Origin of the sequence: Shewanella sp. M-Br, assembly GCF_036245925.1 — a bacterium.
In the GTDB taxonomy this organism is placed as follows: domain Bacteria; phylum Pseudomonadota; class Gammaproteobacteria; order Enterobacterales; family Shewanellaceae; genus Shewanella; species Shewanella oncorhynchi.
Map to the genome: position 1 here is coordinate 1 of NZ_BJBV01000010.1, position 14488 is coordinate 14488.

The window sequence follows — 14488 nt, forward strand, 5'->3', positions numbered from 1 at the left end:
GCAGAAGCAGGGATTTTGCTATTTATTCAAATGCTTGATTTATGCGTAATGGCTAAAACTGCTTACTTAAGCGATGCAAGTCATCAAACTAGCGTAAATCAACCTGCAGTGCGACACCTGAACTTTGGGGCTCACTCTGCACTGTGATGTAATACCAACCCACGTTTGGTGCATTGACTGTGATACTTTCCCGCGTGTTGGCGGGTGTCACAGAGGCTGCATCGAAGTGTTGAGCATTCGCCCAAGTCGTCCCCGAAAACAGGCTAACATCACCACTGCCGTGGGCGGAGTTTATACTTAGCTGATTCGTTCCCTCTGGTACCCAAAGGTAATAATCGTTGCGCCCATCGGCGGTGCAAATGGCTTTGCCAGCACTGAGCTCACCATAACTTAAGGGTGATTGCGTCGCGCAGGCGTTGGCAATGAGCACCGGATCGGGTGTGTTGCCCGTGCCTGTGCTAAAGGTCAGTGTTACGCCGCTAAACTCAGTGGCAGTATCAATCGTGATATAACGCCAGCCACGATTGGCGCTGAAGCTAAGCGACTCTTGATTTCCTGCTTGAGCACTCTTTGCATCGGCATTATCTGCGTCGGCCCACTGACTGGCATTGAAGTAAATATTGGCATCCCCAGAGCCGCCCTTAGTGGTGACAGTGAACTGGGTGTTATCTTCCTCAACCCAGAAGTAGAAGCTGTTACGCCCGCCACTGATGCACTCATTTTTGCCTAGGGTGAGCTTACCGTAATCTAAGGTCACTGCGCCACAATTGGCTGGTGGCTCAGGATCCACGCCGCCATCCCCCAGATCGGGGTCGATATCAGCAAATAGCTCAGTGGTGCTGACTTGCATATCGACGCCGCCAAAGTCCCCCGATAAGGTAATGTAGTGCCAATACTCGTTAGGGTTTAACTGCACCTTAATCACTTGATAATTACCATTACCGATACCAGCCCCTTGGTTTTGCTCTGGGCTTGCCCAGCCTCTAGAATCGAAATAAATGTCGGCATCTCCCCAACCACCGCCAATCTTGATCCAGAGCTCTTGGGCTGTGCGATCGGTATTGGTGAAGCTGAAACTGGCGCGGCCGAGTTTTGAATCGATACATTCCATCGGCACATCAATTTTCAGGCTGGCCGATTCAGTGTAACGGTAGGCTTCGTTCGTCACTTGGCAAGGTGAGTAATCCTTACTGATAGTGCCTGCTGGTCCTGTCCAGTTGCCTTCGCGGCCACTGGGCTCAGCGTCGACATCACTCGGGCCCTTATCGACTATGCCATCGTCAGCCGTGCTTAAACCACTGGCGAGCCAACCCTGCCATTCGTTATCGTAACGTGTGCCGATATTATCCATAAAGGCTTGATATTTTGCATATTGATCGTTGCGTAGGTAGGCCAGAATCTGTCTCACATCGTCCCTGTGGTGTTCAAACATGAAACGCACCGCTAGATAGCCCCAGCGATAGATGCGGTCTTGGCCAGATTCATAGTTGTTTTTGAATATGGTCGATAACATATACTCACCTGTTTCGCCCATGGCAATTGCCGCAGGGTTTGCGTCACGGTAAGAGATGTATTCCGCGAGGCCTTCAATCCACCAGATAGTATTGGCCGAAGTACCACGACTAAAGTCACCAAACAGGTTATAGCGTCCATCGAGGTAGTGTACGTATTCGTGTTGCAGGTTCCAGACGTGGAAATCCGGCGTGCGCCATTCGGCTTCATAGGCGATGAAACGTGCCTGATTTTTGAGTCCGGCGGGCGAACCTTCTAAATACATGCCGCCATTGTCGGTACTGATACCAAAGATACTGTTGGCTAAGGATTTATACTCAGACGAACTGCCGAAGATCACTAGCTCTAAGTCATCGTTGTTATCCTGCGCCACGGGTTGCATGCCCGTTTCGAGTTTACTGTGGAAATAACTTTCTTGGCTGGTCAGCACATCACAGGCCCATTTGGCTTGATCTTGATAGAGATCTTGGGCGCGGATCTTGAGGCTGTCGGAGCATTTCCAATTAAAAGGTAAAGCATCGGCTTCTAACTGCGCCTTAAAACCACAGATATTGTAATCGTTACAATGGCTGCGATCGTAATAGTCGGCCATTTCTGCCGCCGCGTACCAAAGCACTTTGCTCGGTTCGGTTTTGCTGGTGCTACTGAGGATGTTTTTGACCAGCTGGGTCACTCGCGGGCGCATGGCATCAATGTAATACAGCCTAGACAACTCTTTAACTGAATTGACCAAAAGGTACTCTGCATTGGTGCCTAACAAGTCGCGATGTTCGAGTTGGAAGTTATTCAGCGCATCTAAAATGCTTTGGTCACGCGCGAACAGCGCCTGCATGTCATCATTCCATTGAGCGCGGAATAAGGTGGTAAACACTGAGTTGGCTGCGGCGTTCATGGCGAAGCTGGCTTGCCAATTAGCATCATAGTCCGTAAGCACTTTGATAGTGACATGATTGAAATCGGCGCCGAGCTCGGCTGAGTCAATCAGGATTAAGGCTTCTTTCAACACGCCAGCATTAGCATCGGAGACTGTCCAAATCGCAGCGTTCGCAAATAAAGCGTTGAGGGCTGATTTTAAGCTGGCCTTAGCGGCGCTGCTGTAAGCGGGCACATCATTTGGGCTGTAAAACTGCACATAGAGGGCGGCGCGGACAAAGTAAATATGGGACTCAAGATGCTGAACATCGACCCCAGTGTAGTCCTTGGCTTTAGCGGCAATGGCATTAGCCACACTGATCACATTGGCCTCGCTAAATAGTGCGGTCGCGCTACTGCCTTTGAGGCTATAGAGTTTACCGACACATTCGGGAGTAGATTGGCTCAGTTCATTGACTAGTGCCTGACCTGATTTCCCAACAAAGTCACTGCAGTCGCTGACTTGCATCGCGGCGCTACGATTCTGCAACTTAAGTGGGGGTTGCTCCGAGACCTCTATCTGACGTTTTTGGCGTGAATGAATCTTAGGCTGCTCTGTCATCGTCGGATCATTAGGGGATGCCATCAATGGCGTCTCCCGCAGTAGCGGTCTATGTGATTCAATTAAGCTAATTGGTGCAGAGGGCGGTGGCGGGACGGGTTGAGCTGGTGAACTGTTTGGTGTGTTGTTGCCTAATGGGGGGCTTGCATGGGTGTTATGGGCAAGAACGGGAGTTGCAATCGCTAAGCTAATTGCTGCGAAGAGTAGTGTGTTTTTCATTGTGTATCCGTAGTTATCTAGTCTGCAAAGCAGATCTTCCTTGGGCGTTATTTGATGCATTTAACACAGACTTGCATCAAACCTCATTGGATTATTTGCGTGATAACAATAGCGCGACAAACATCGCAGTCAGCAAATAATGCCTCAGAATAATGGCTGTAAGTTTTTAATATATCTAGTATTTGTCATAATATTTTTTTGATACATCTTTTCTGTTCAGCTTAGGTTCAGCTTTCAGTTCAAATGGTTAACGTCAGCCGCTTGATTTAGTGCGATGGAATATAGAATGGAATAACTGTGGCTATTTGGCTTGAAATTGCGCTAGCTTAGCCGCATTAAGGTTTAGCAAACGAACCGTTTAAGCATAGCAATCTGCTATTAGGTTGGTGCCATTCTCACAGGAGCTTTTATGTCAGCTTTACCAAGCGAGTACACCCATATTCATGTTGAGCAACCTGGGGCGCCCGAGGTGATGCGGCTATCGTGCTCGCCTTTGCCTATCCCTGCGGCGGGGCAAGTGTTGATCCGCGTACATGCAGCAGGAGTGAATGGCCCCGATGTTAAACAAAGGGTGGGCGCGTATCCACCGCCACTGGGTGCATCACCGATTATTGGTCTTGAGGTTGCTGGGGATATTTGTGTCCTCGGTGACGGCGTGAGCCAATGGCAAGTTGGCGATAAGGTATGCGCCTTAGTGCCGGGCGGTGGTTATGGCGAGTATGCACTGACCTATGCGGCCCATTGTTTGCCGATCCCGACGGGCTTTAGTTATGTGCAGGCGGCTGCGCTGCCAGAAACCTTCTTCACCGTATGGGGTAACCTGTTTATGCGTGCGGGACTGAAAGCGGGCGAGACGGTACTGATCCACGGTGGCTCAGGTGGCATTGGTAGTACGGCTATTCAGTTGGCCAGTGCGCTGGGTTCAAAAGTGATAGCGACGACGGGACAGGATGAGAAACGCGATTATTGCTTGAGTCTTGGCGCCGCTGAAGTCATCAACTATCGTACTCAAAACTTTGTTGAACCTGTGATGGCACTCACTCAAGATAAGGGCGTAAACGTGGTATTTGATATCGCGGGTGGCGATTTTATCAATCTCGACTTACAAGCCTTAGCGATGGACGGGCGTATGGTGTCGGTAGCTATGCAACGGGGGCCTAAGGCCGAGGTCGAGATTTTCCGCCTGATGGCAAAACGTATCATGTGGACAGGGTCGACCCTAAGACCGCAGAGCGTGGAGGCCAAAGCAGCCATTGCTGCTGAATTATTGGAGAAAGTTTGGCCGTTGTTAAACGCCCATAAAATTGTCCCCAATATTTTTGCAACCTTTCCATTAGCACAGGCCGCTAAAGCCCATGCTTTGATGGAGTCGGGTGAGCACAGGGGCAAAGTAATACTGACTGTCATTTGAGCTAGGCATACTTGGTTTTGCAGCGACATATTTGCTTTAAGTCGCTGCCATTCGAGTCAATCTAGAAGACATTCTGACATCATAGTGGCTTAGTCATTGTTCGGTAAATATGAGTTTGTAGCGCTGTAATTAAATCTTCATGGATAACCTTGATGGTTAACTTTACAGCAACCTCGAATTGTTAACGTTGATGACTCATCAAACACCATAGATATGATTGCTTTTTCTTGGGAATAAAACTTGCCGCGTCGATTTTTTAGACTAAAGTCGTTAATGATTAAACTTTTTGGGTACTTTGGCAGAAATTAATACGTAATTAGTGAAAATTTCATGGTATGAGGCATTGATTATCGGAAATATTCTGTAAAAATACCCAGTTGAAAACGTCAGAGACTTTCAGGCGCTATTCGTGGATCAAAGCAAGCGATGCTTCGCTTATTCAGGCTAAAAAACTCATGGTGTATGTGTTGATTTAAGGGTATTAGCATATATGTATAACACAGCAAAGAAACAGGTTTGGTATGGTGAGCTGAGAACATCGAAAGGCAACGCGATTGTCGTCCATGACAACCAGCTGCCCGATGCCTCCCCAGGACGTATCTACCTATACAATACCGATCGCGATGCGATCATTGAGTATGTGGAAGATATAGTCAAAGTGAACCTATACGACTTAGATGAGGCTGCGTTAAAAGCTGCTGAGGCTAAGTTTGGTGGTGCATGGAAGGCGGCAAGATCTCAATTTATGAGTAAACATCAAGCTCGCATTGACTTGAACAACGTGAAGGAAACTGCGCCTGTACGTAAGGCTAAGCCTGAAGTTGAACCAGAAGTCGAATCTGATGCCGTTGGCGTGGATTTTGACGATGATTGGGGCGATGATTTTGATGATTAACACAGTGTCGGCCTAAGGGCTAACACTGTGAGTGTAAGGAATAAAGTAGTGTTTATTTTATTCCTTATCGCTTTATTTCCTTCTGATAAACAGCACTTTCCCTCGTTTTCTCAATTTTTTATTGCGAATTGCTACGCATCGGTATCGAACTGATAACGACTGATGTGGTGATAAACCTTGCCTGGCATTAACCAAACGTCATCACCAAAGCGCTCGCCTTGGTTCGGTGAGTCTGGCAGCATCTGCGGCTCTAAACACACAGCATGATGTTGATTTAATACCTGTTGATTGCGACCTACTGTGCCATTTAAAAAATTAGCACAGTACAGCTGCACACTCGGTTGATTAGTATAAACCGTCATAGCACGACCGCTAATGGGGCTGCTTAAACAGCCAAAACGGGCGAGTGAGCCATCGGGATTATTCATCATATAACAGTGATCATAACCGCGAGTGCTTGCGAGTTCAGCGGCATGCAGCTTGTCACCTAAGCGTATTGGTTGACTTAAATCGAAAATCGACCCAGTTGTATCGGCAATCCCAGTGGGAACACTGACATCATTCATGGTGAGATAGCGCTTGGCATCGATTTGCATCAGATGCTCATGATTGGTCTCTGTGCCATCGAGGTTGAAATAACTGTGTTGGGTGAGGCTTACGGGACAGGCTTTATCGACGGAGGCTAAGATTTCTACGTACAAATTATTGCCTGCGAGGCGGTAATCCAGCTGAACTGTGCAATTACCGGGGAAACCCATGTCGCCATCTGGGCTCATTAAGGTCAAACGCACACCATCGGGGAGTTGACCTAGTTGCCAGTTTTTACGATTAAACCCTTCACGGCCGCCGTGTAAACAGTTAGTCGCTTGGTTTACATCTAATTGATAATCATGACCTTGATAGTGCATTTTGCCGTTAGCGATGCGATTTGCAAAGCGGCCTGCAATGGCACCTAAATGAGCCGATTGGGTCAAGTAATCTTCGGCGCTATCACAACCTAAAACGATATTGGCACGTTCGCCGTGTTTATCAGGGGTCCACAGAGCGCGGATAATACCGCCTAAGCTGATGACTTCTAATGCGAGTATGCCATTGTCGATCCGAACCCGTTCGATTTCACCGCCGCGGGGATCGGTCCAAGGATCCAAAACACTGAAACGTACCATTTAGCTTCCCTCTGTGTTGAATATGCTCACTGCTTATTGTGTTAAATGAGTATGTTAACCCTATTATTTGCCATCAACAGCATAAAGTTCAGTGATGAATTCGTATGTTATCGACGGCGTAGTCACTCTATTCGGTTGTCTTTGGTTTAAGTGCGGCTAAGTGCTTGTTCTAGCAAATTGCCTGTTCTGGCTAGTTATCGATGCGACCCGCGCCAGCGCTGGCGGAACATAAATACACTGTGGCATCGATGGCGGTTTTTTCGAAGAATTCATGTTCAACGGCGGCAACAACAGCGTCAGTCAGTTCATGGTCGACCAAGGCGACCACGCAGCCGTCGGTCATGCGGATGCCACCACGTTCGCCGATCACTTGGCTAACAATTTCAACTAAAGTATCAAATTCGGGCAGTGTGACTTCAAAATCATCACGCAGAGAAGCATGGGATTCAGCCATTAAACGACTGAATTTTTGGATGTTATTTTGCTCTAAGGCGCGAGCAGCATTTTGAGTTCTTTGGTTCTCAGTGACTACGTGTTTCGCTCGGCGGTATAGCACTTCATCTAAATCGGCCTTTGCGCTTTCTAGTTGGCGTAAATCGAGGTGACGCAGTGCATCTAAGCCAAAGTACTCTGCCGCTTGTGCACACTCAGTGCGACGTTGCTCATTGGTCGCGGCTAAGCGTTGTTTCTCGATATGGGCATCTATGATGATAAGGCTTAGGTTTTCTGGAATGGGAATGGCTTCGCTATCGAGATCTAAGCAGTCAATCAGGAGTGCATGGTCTTGTTCACCCATGGCGCTGCACATTTGATCCATGATGCCACAGGCCGACTCAACATACCTGTGCTCGCCGCGCTGTGCGAGTTGCGCCACCGCCATTGGGGATAAATGCAGTTGGCTGGTATCACTAATGGCTGTACCGAAGGCGACAACGAGTGCGCCCGAAGATGAAAGACCTGCGGCAAGTGGCACATCGCCCACAATGGCTAAGTCTAAGCCCTTGGCTAATAAGCCAGTTTGCGCCATGGCCGCAGTAAAACCTTTGAGGTAATTCACCCAGCCATCTTGCGGGTCCATGTCGTTTTCTTGGCCGAAAACCCACTCTTTAATTTGTCCGGGAAACGCATCGGCGACGGCTCGAAACTTAGTATCGTCACGGCGTTTTACCGCAATCACTGTATGAAAATTAATGGCTGCCGGGAGTACAAAACCGTCGTTGTAATCCGTGTATTCACCGATCAGATTGACTCGCCCTGGGGCTTGATATAAATCATCGGCTTTAGTGCCAAAGGTTTGGACAAATAACTTAGTGGCGCGTTGCGCAGGGTTTGACATGCTGTAAAAAATTCCAAAAAAGCTGAGCTAATTTCGTTACCGTCATCGATTTATATCACGACTGAGTCAGTGATGTAACTGAGATTTTTTGCTGAAATGGCAATAGGCTGCAATGAGTAAATCGATACTGGGATGAGGAGGCAAAATAGCGTATTGAGTGTTTTATCTAGTTAATTGATTTGTAAAGATTAGTCAGCATTTAGTTGGATGCCGCACAAACTGGCAGAGGATGTTACTGCTCGTTTGTGCGACCTGTTATGGCGTGATTTTAATTTAATGCAGCATTAGCAGGCACTTAACTACGTGGCTCCACATTAAGTTTAGGATCAGGCACTTGTACTGTATCTTCCGCTTGAACCGTGTTTTTCTCTGAGTCTTGCAACAGCTCGTAAATCACATGATCCACAAAACCGGCACCAGCGGCTTCGTACAGGTTGTACACACTGTGTACCCCCGATTCTCGAAGCGCCGCTGCATCGTCACTGTACTGCACAATTGCGCTGATTTTGCCTTGATAATTCAGTTTTTTTAGTTGCTCAACTGCAAACATATTTCCCGCGTGGTGCGGCATGGCTAGCAGTACCAGTTCAAGATTAGGTGCTCTGTCGAGTTTCTCCCAAAAGTCGGTATCTGAGGCGTCACCTTGCACTACATTGCGACCCTTTGCTTTATGTAAGTCGACTAAGTCTTGCTTGTGTTCAATACCGAGAATTTCCCCATCAAACTGTTCTCTGAGTTCATCATAGGCACCGCTACCAATACGGCCCATGCCTAAGATTAAAAAGCGTGGATTACCAATGGCGATGGGTCTGTCTTCTGGGTGTAACGGGCGTTTTTCGAGCTTGATTAAACGCTGCTGGAATCGCTGGTAGATATTACCGACGGTGGCGTTAAGTGGCGCGGCGAGTAAAAAACTAAAACTTAATGCCACGGCGATGATCACTAGCCACTCGGGAGGTAACCAACCTTTATAGGTGGCTACTGCGGCGACGATCAAACCGAATTCACTGAAGTTACCTAGGTTAAATGAGCCCAACATAGAGGTACGTGAACGCAGCTTAAAGCGGGTAAGAATGTAAACAAACAGCAGAATTTTGAGTGGCACTAACAACACCAATAGCGCCGCGAGTACGATATCCGATACCGTAGGTAAGCCATTGAGCCCTATGGTTAAGAAGAAGGCAACGAGGAAGAGTTCTTTAAAATAGAACAGGGATTTTGCCAGCTCGGAGGATTTTTTGTGGCCCGCCAACAAGATACCGATAATCAGTGCGCCGAGATCGGGTTTTAAGCCAACAGATTCAAATAACCAAGCGCCAACCACGAGTGCCATGACTAGGCCGAAGAGCACTAAGAGTTCACCGTGGCCGACACGGTCGAACGCTTTATAGATGAGTGGTTTAGCCAGTGGCAGTAAGAGTAATGCAAAGGCCCATACCGAAGGTACATCGCCTTTAGAAATGGTTAAAAACAGTACGGCGAAGATATCCTGCATAATCAAGATACCAATAGCGACCCGGCCGTAGAGGGATTGCACGTCTCCTTTATCTTCTAACACTTTGACCGCAAATACGGTGCTGGAGAAGCTTAACGCGAAGGCAATTAACGTCAGTTGTTCTAGGTTCAGACTCGTGAGTTGGCTTAAGCCCAGTAAGCCGAAGAGTTTTAGAATCGGCACAAAAATCACGATCGAGAGCACTAAGTGCACACTCGAACCCGCCCACACTTCGGCCTTGAACAGGCTACGAATATCGAGTTTTAACCCTATGGCAAACAACAGTAAAGTGACGCCTAGGCTGGCGAGTTCTTGTAGTAATGGCAGGCTTTCTTTATCTATTCCTAAGATGAACAGTACAAAGCCTGCCACTAAGTAGCCGATGAGCGGAGGGAGTCCTATACGGCTGACGAGCATGCCGCAGATGAGTGTAATAATGAGGATGCCTGGTTCCATGATGCTCCAATCTAAAAAGTCTAAAATTGTAAGTGATTGTATAAGAAATCTATGACACTTGGATAAAAAAGCGGACTTTTAATGAAAAAAGTCCGCTTTTTATTGGTGTTGCGGTAAATACACTTGGCTGTTAAAACACGCGCGAACTAAATCACTCTGGTGGTCTAAGCCTAAATCGTCACTATTTCACGAGATGATCTAAATGGGTTGCAAAATCTTTGGGGCCCATAAAACCAGTCACGCGTAAATCTTCCCTTTGCTCACCTTGTTCGTTAAACATCAACAGCGTAGGCAAACCGAGCACATTGTATTTTTCGAGTAAGGCCACATCGACCTTGTCACTCTTAGTCACATCCGCTTGTAGCAGTACGATTTTATTCATGCGGGCTAACACGTCGGCATCTTTAAAGGTGATGGCTTCGAACTCTTTACAGGCAACACACCAATCGGCGTACAGATCGAGCATCACAGGCTTACCTTGGGCGGTAGCGGCTGCAATTTCTTGCTCAAGATCTTCAATCGATTTAATGCGTTTAAAGCCATGGACTTCTTCGGTCGTCGCCGCAGTGCCTACGGAATTGTTATTAAAACCAAAGTGTCCCATCACAGCTTGGAATCCGTAGGAGAAGCTCGCCAGTAGCGCCAGCGTTAATAGCACTGAACGTACAGTTTGTTTCCAGTTAAATTCACTGAGTTTGTTCTGATGCATCAAGTAGCCAGTGAAGCTTACGCCCCACAGTGACCAAAGCACATCGGATACTACGCCTGTCCAAATGCGGCCAAGCATCACGATAGATACAGCGATCAGCAGGAAGCCGAAGATAGTCTTGATGATGTCCATCCAAGCGCCGGCTCTCGGTAATAATTTACCGCCTGAGGTGCCGATAATCAGTAGTGGTAATCCCATACCCATACTCAGCACATACAGGGCTAAGAAGCCTTGGAGTAGGTCGCCGGTTTGGGCCACATAAACGAGTGCACCCGACAGCGGCGCGGTAGTACAAGGTGATGCGACAAGGCCAGAAATCACGCCCATCAAAAACACGCCAACTAAGTTGCCGCCTTTTTGATTATTCGAGACTGAGTTCATCTTCTCCTGCCAGCTCGATGGCAGTTTCAAATCGTATAGGCCAAACATAGATAAGCTGAGCACAAAGAACAAAATCGCGAGTACGACTAATACGGCAGGATGTTGTAATGCCGCTTGGTATTTTAGTCCCGCCGATGCAACCACTAACCCTAAGATAGAGTAAGTGATTGCCATGCCTTGGACGTAAGCCATGGACAGGGTAAAGGCTTTTGCGGTTGAGAGCTTTTGCCCTTGGCCGACAATAATACCCGACAAAATCGGATACATAGGGAATACGCAGGGCGTTAATGCCAGACCGACACCTAGACCAAAGAAAATCACTAAAGTCCAAATTAAACTGTCGTTCGACAGCATTTGGCTCAGGGTATCTTGCTGAGTAATGGGTTGCGTATTGGCTTTATCGGCAGTGCTTGGCTCAGTGCTGGTTTGCTCAGTCGTCGTGGTTGATTCGGCGCCTGCAATTAAGCCATCGTTGGCTGCAATCGCCTTTAAAACGACTTCATGCTTGGTCGGTGGATAACACAATTTACCTTCGGCACAACCCATAAAGGTCACTGTGAGTGTGGCATTTTCATCGGCCTGTTTTAAACCAACGGGAATATCGACATAGGTATAATAGACTTCTTGCTTACCAAAATACTCATCTTCATGGGGCTTTCCCTTTGGTAGAGCGACCGTGCCTAACTCGGCACCATTGACGCTAAATTTAAGCTTGTCGCGGTACATATAGTAACCGTCGGCAATCACCCAATTGAGTTTGACCTGATTACCTTCCTGCTTGGAATCGAAGACAAATGCTTGATCGACAGGCATCAATTCAGGCTCACCCTTCATGAAGTCGAATTTGTTACCGAAAACCCCTTCACTATGAGCTAAGGGCGCAAGAAGCAATAAGGAAGTGAAAATAAGGCTGAGTAGTTTTTTCATGGCTGAGTGTTGTCTTTTATCCAATCTAAGTAGGCTGGTAGCCCGTGGGTCACAGGCACGGCAATAATTTCGGGTACTTGATAAGGGTGAAGCCTAAGCACAAGTTGTTCTAACTCTGTATATCGACTTTGTAAACATTTAATCTGTAAGCTAAATTCTTGCTCTTCACAGATTTTTCCTTCCCAAGCATAAATTGAACGTATCGGGGCGGAAATCTGAACACAAGCGGCAATACGCGACTCAATTAAAGCTCGAGCCAAAGTATTGGCTTGTACTTCATCGGGGCAGGTTGTGCTAACCACTAAATACTGATGCTGCATGGTGTTAGGTATCGTCTCTTAAGAATCTTAAAGTTCGCTTAAGCCAACTCCGTTAGGCTACTTTACGTGTTTTAATGGTCTCATACATTAGTGGGTTAACAAAAGGGTGAGCTAAATATCAGTGTTTTGCTCCCTTACTTCGTCCTAATGGTTATCCTGACTTGAATTAAGACCGGATAACCCCCATTTAGTTTACAGAGATAGTCAGATAAACCTGAGGTCGGTATGTTTTTCATTATTTTTTTACTCTTTGTGCTGATCCCAGTAATAGAGCTGTCGGTGCTGATCCGTGTGGGTGAAGTGCTTGGCACTTGGACTACCATAGGTTTAGTGTTGTTTACTGCCGTGCTCGGGGTCTCTTTGGTTCGCAGCCAAGGCTTAAACACCTTAATGCAAGTACAACAAAAACTGGCTCGTGGTGAAGCACCGGGGCAAGAAATTGTCGAGGGCATGATGTTAGCTATGGCGGGCATCTTGCTCGTGATCCCCGGTTTTGTGACCGATGCCATTGGCCTATTATTCTTGACGCCATTAACCCGTCGCCCCATTGCTGCCTTGCTGTTCAAACGCATGCAGTTACGGGTTGTTGCCGGTTTACAGGGCACAATGCACGGTGGCTTTCAAGCGGGCCAAGGCCCCTTTGGGCCTAAGCCACAGGACCCATTTGGCCAAGCGCCATTTGATGATAGTGTGAAAAAGGACGGTAATGTGTTTGAGGGGGACTTCGAACATAAAGTCGATCCAAGTGATATCAAGCCCGCTAGCCATCAACTCTCTGATAAAGCGCAGGACAAAGAACAGGATAAAGATCCTAAGCCTTAGTATTAGTATTAGTCTCGTATTGTCTTAGTCGCTTGTTGCGTTAGTTTGTTATTGGATTAACTCAGTTGATTATCGCGTTTATTCGCTTGAGTTTTCTCCCTAATATGCCTTAGATACCAGTGGCCCACTGAATCAATCTGACCTATGCCGCTGGTTCACCTCCCCCGTAATAGCCATTTCACTCTTAAAAAACTCCAATCCTAATAACCCGCTCACTCAGCATAAGAGTGAACATGATATTAGAGAAAAGCTTTTTGATCGCATCCACGCGATAAAGTTAGGTATTATTAAATCATGACTCTGTACCCAAGAGAAAAAGCAATATCAGTGCTGTTGTCCATGTTGAGTAGGTTTTCGACGATAGTAAATTCAATTGCACTGTTATTCAGATAATACCTATAGCCTAGAAATACTTCGTGAGAAGGTTTTGAAAAGTCATTATCTGTTTTGAGTAAACCTTCATAGTGATGTAATTCAATAAGCCAACCATGGCGTCCCATTAAATACTCATAACCTAAAGATAACATTACTGCATGATCTTTATAGTCTATTCCAGATAGACTTTCATCATTTTGTCTAAAGCTTATACCTGTAGTGGAGTAAAAATGATGCATTCCAGATGTATAGCTATAATTCAGCTGTAATGCTTGTTCAAAACGGTTATCTACAAATGGGCCAGAGTTAACATGGTTGTAATATAAGCTGCCACCTATTGATAGACCATAATTATCCTCACTAAGTAATTGATATTCTAAATAGAAATTTAGGGCATTCGTTAGCGTATCGCCAGAAAGATCAGGTTGATTGATACCATTCTTTGAAAATATTTGGTTTTTGTCTTTGATTGTATTGTCGCGGCCATTTTGACCCACACCAAATGCATCATGAAACCAGATAGTGACTGAGTCAAGATGGTTATCCCCACTAAAACTCCACTTATAATTAGTATCAAACATCAATTTTTCAGTGAGTTGCCACTTTATTCCGCCATTAAGAGAATTATGATAATAGTCAGCATAGTAATCGTCAGTTTCAGCCCATACACTTGCTACTGTTGCAGATCCGTATATCTCTTTTTTCCCTTCAGGCAGTGCAAATCCTGAACGAAGTAGAGGCGTTAAGCTACCCGCATGTGTAGGTGATTGGGCATGCACACGAAGTGGCCCATAATGACTATAATTGATATTTTCTGCGAAAGTACTCGGTAAAAATATTACCGTATAAATTAGAGGTGCTCTAATAGTCACAAATAAAATTTTCTTTGCATATTTCATCGAAAACTCTTTTTTAGCTAATCTCTATTAAAAGCAATGTTTTGTAGTGAGGCTGATATTATGTATAAATGACTTAAATTTTGTCTGTTTG

The 14488-nt window shown here is 46.3% G+C and carries 10 protein-coding genes; 3 read left to right on the forward strand and 7 right to left on the reverse strand.

Annotation, left to right across the window (positions count from 1 at the left end):
* Nucleotides 1–88: 88 nt before the first annotated feature.
* Entirely contained in the window at nucleotides 89–3205 is a 3117-nt protein-coding gene (locus AAA952_RS09940; protein WP_338256592.1) for a M9 family metallopeptidase, read from the reverse strand.
* A gap of 409 nt (nucleotides 3206–3614) precedes the next feature.
* On the opposite strand from AAA952_RS09940, the gene AAA952_RS09945 reads away from it, so the two are divergent.
* Both AAA952_RS09945 and AAA952_RS09950 read left to right on the forward strand, forming a co-directional pair.
* Nucleotides 3615–4616, forward strand: a complete 1002-nt coding sequence (locus tag AAA952_RS09945) for an NAD(P)H-quinone oxidoreductase (RefSeq protein WP_263209434.1) — start codon at nucleotides 3615–3617, stop codon at nucleotides 4614–4616.
* 490 nt (nucleotides 4617–5106) lie between these two features.
* Nucleotides 5107–5511 (forward strand): hypothetical protein, encoded by a 405-nt coding sequence (locus AAA952_RS09950; RefSeq protein ID WP_105251357.1) that lies wholly within the window; start codon nucleotides 5107–5109, stop codon nucleotides 5509–5511.
* 131 nt (nucleotides 5512–5642) lie between these two features.
* Here AAA952_RS09950 and AAA952_RS09955 read toward each other — a convergent pair whose 3' ends face one another.
* The 5 genes from AAA952_RS09955 to cutA all read right to left on the reverse strand — a co-directional run bounded on the left by AAA952_RS09955 (nucleotide 5643) and on the right by cutA (nucleotide 12301).
* Nucleotides 5643–6677 (reverse strand): aldose epimerase family protein, encoded by a 1035-nt coding sequence (locus AAA952_RS09955; RefSeq protein WP_263209432.1) that lies wholly within the window; start codon nucleotides 6675–6677, stop codon nucleotides 5643–5645.
* 190 nt (nucleotides 6678–6867) lie between these two features.
* On the reverse strand, nucleotides 6868–8013 hold the full coding sequence (galK, locus tag AAA952_RS09960) for a galactokinase (RefSeq protein WP_028761840.1): 1146 nt from the start codon (nucleotides 8011–8013) through the stop codon (nucleotides 6868–6870).
* A gap of 295 nt (nucleotides 8014–8308) precedes the next feature.
* Nucleotides 8309–9964: a cation:proton antiporter family protein gene (locus tag AAA952_RS09965; protein WP_263198252.1), complete on the reverse strand. Its 1656-nt coding sequence runs from the start codon at nucleotides 9962–9964 to the stop codon at nucleotides 8309–8311.
* A 181-nt stretch (nucleotides 9965–10145) separates the two neighbouring features.
* The gene (locus tag AAA952_RS09970; protein ID WP_338256601.1) at nucleotides 10146–11981 is read right to left on the reverse strand and encodes a protein-disulfide reductase DsbD; all 1836 of its coding nucleotides are present in this window, start codon (nucleotides 11979–11981) and stop codon (nucleotides 10146–10148) included.
* Nucleotides 11978–12301 carry a divalent-cation tolerance protein CutA gene (cutA, locus tag AAA952_RS09975; protein ID WP_113940010.1) on the reverse strand — a complete coding sequence of 108 codons (324 nt, stop codon included), beginning with the start codon at nucleotides 12299–12301 and terminating at the stop codon, nucleotides 11978–11980. Before cutA ends, AAA952_RS09970 begins: the two co-directional genes overlap by 4 nt.
* A 225-nt stretch (nucleotides 12302–12526) precedes the next feature.
* Here cutA and AAA952_RS09980 point away from each other — a divergent pair, with 225 nt between their 5' ends.
* Entirely contained in the window at nucleotides 12527–13123 is a 597-nt protein-coding gene (locus tag AAA952_RS09980) for an FxsA family protein (RefSeq protein ID WP_105251362.1), read from the forward strand.
* Between the two features lie 287 nt (nucleotides 13124–13410).
* Here AAA952_RS09980 and AAA952_RS09985 read toward each other — a convergent pair whose 3' ends face one another.
* Nucleotides 13411–14397, reverse strand: a complete 987-nt coding sequence (locus AAA952_RS09985) for a DUF3187 family protein (RefSeq protein ID WP_338256606.1) — start codon at nucleotides 14395–14397, stop codon at nucleotides 13411–13413.
* Nucleotides 14398–14488 lie beyond the last annotated feature (91 nt).

Bases quoted from the DNA above. Each gene is read 5' to 3' on its own strand.
- AAA952_RS09940 (WP_338256592.1), bottom strand. From the start codon at position 3,205: ATGAAAAACACACTACTCTTCGCAGCAATTAGCTTAGCGATTGCAACT.
- AAA952_RS09945 (WP_263209434.1), top strand. From the start codon at position 3,615: ATGTCAGCTTTACCAAGCGAGTACACCCATATTCATGTTGAGCAACCT.
- AAA952_RS09950 (WP_105251357.1), top strand. From the start codon at position 5,107: ATGTATAACACAGCAAAGAAACAGGTTTGGTATGGTGAGCTGAGAACA.
- AAA952_RS09955 (WP_263209432.1), bottom strand. From the start codon at position 6,677: ATGGTACGTTTCAGTGTTTTGGATCCTTGGACCGATCCCCGCGGCGGT.
- galK (WP_028761840.1), bottom strand. From the start codon at position 8,013: ATGTCAAACCCTGCGCAACGCGCCACTAAGTTATTTGTCCAAACCTTT.
- AAA952_RS09965 (WP_263198252.1), bottom strand. From the start codon at position 9,964: ATGGAACCAGGCATCCTCATTATTACACTCATCTGCGGCATGCTCGTC.
- AAA952_RS09970 (WP_338256601.1), bottom strand. From the start codon at position 11,981: ATGAAAAAACTACTCAGCCTTATTTTCACTTCCTTATTGCTTCTTGCG.
- cutA (WP_113940010.1), bottom strand. From the start codon at position 12,301: ATGCAGCATCAGTATTTAGTGGTTAGCACAACCTGCCCCGATGAAGTA.
- AAA952_RS09980 (WP_105251362.1), top strand. From the start codon at position 12,527: ATGTTTTTCATTATTTTTTTACTCTTTGTGCTGATCCCAGTAATAGAG.
- AAA952_RS09985 (WP_338256606.1), bottom strand. From the start codon at position 14,397: ATGAAATATGCAAAGAAAATTTTATTTGTGACTATTAGAGCACCTCTA.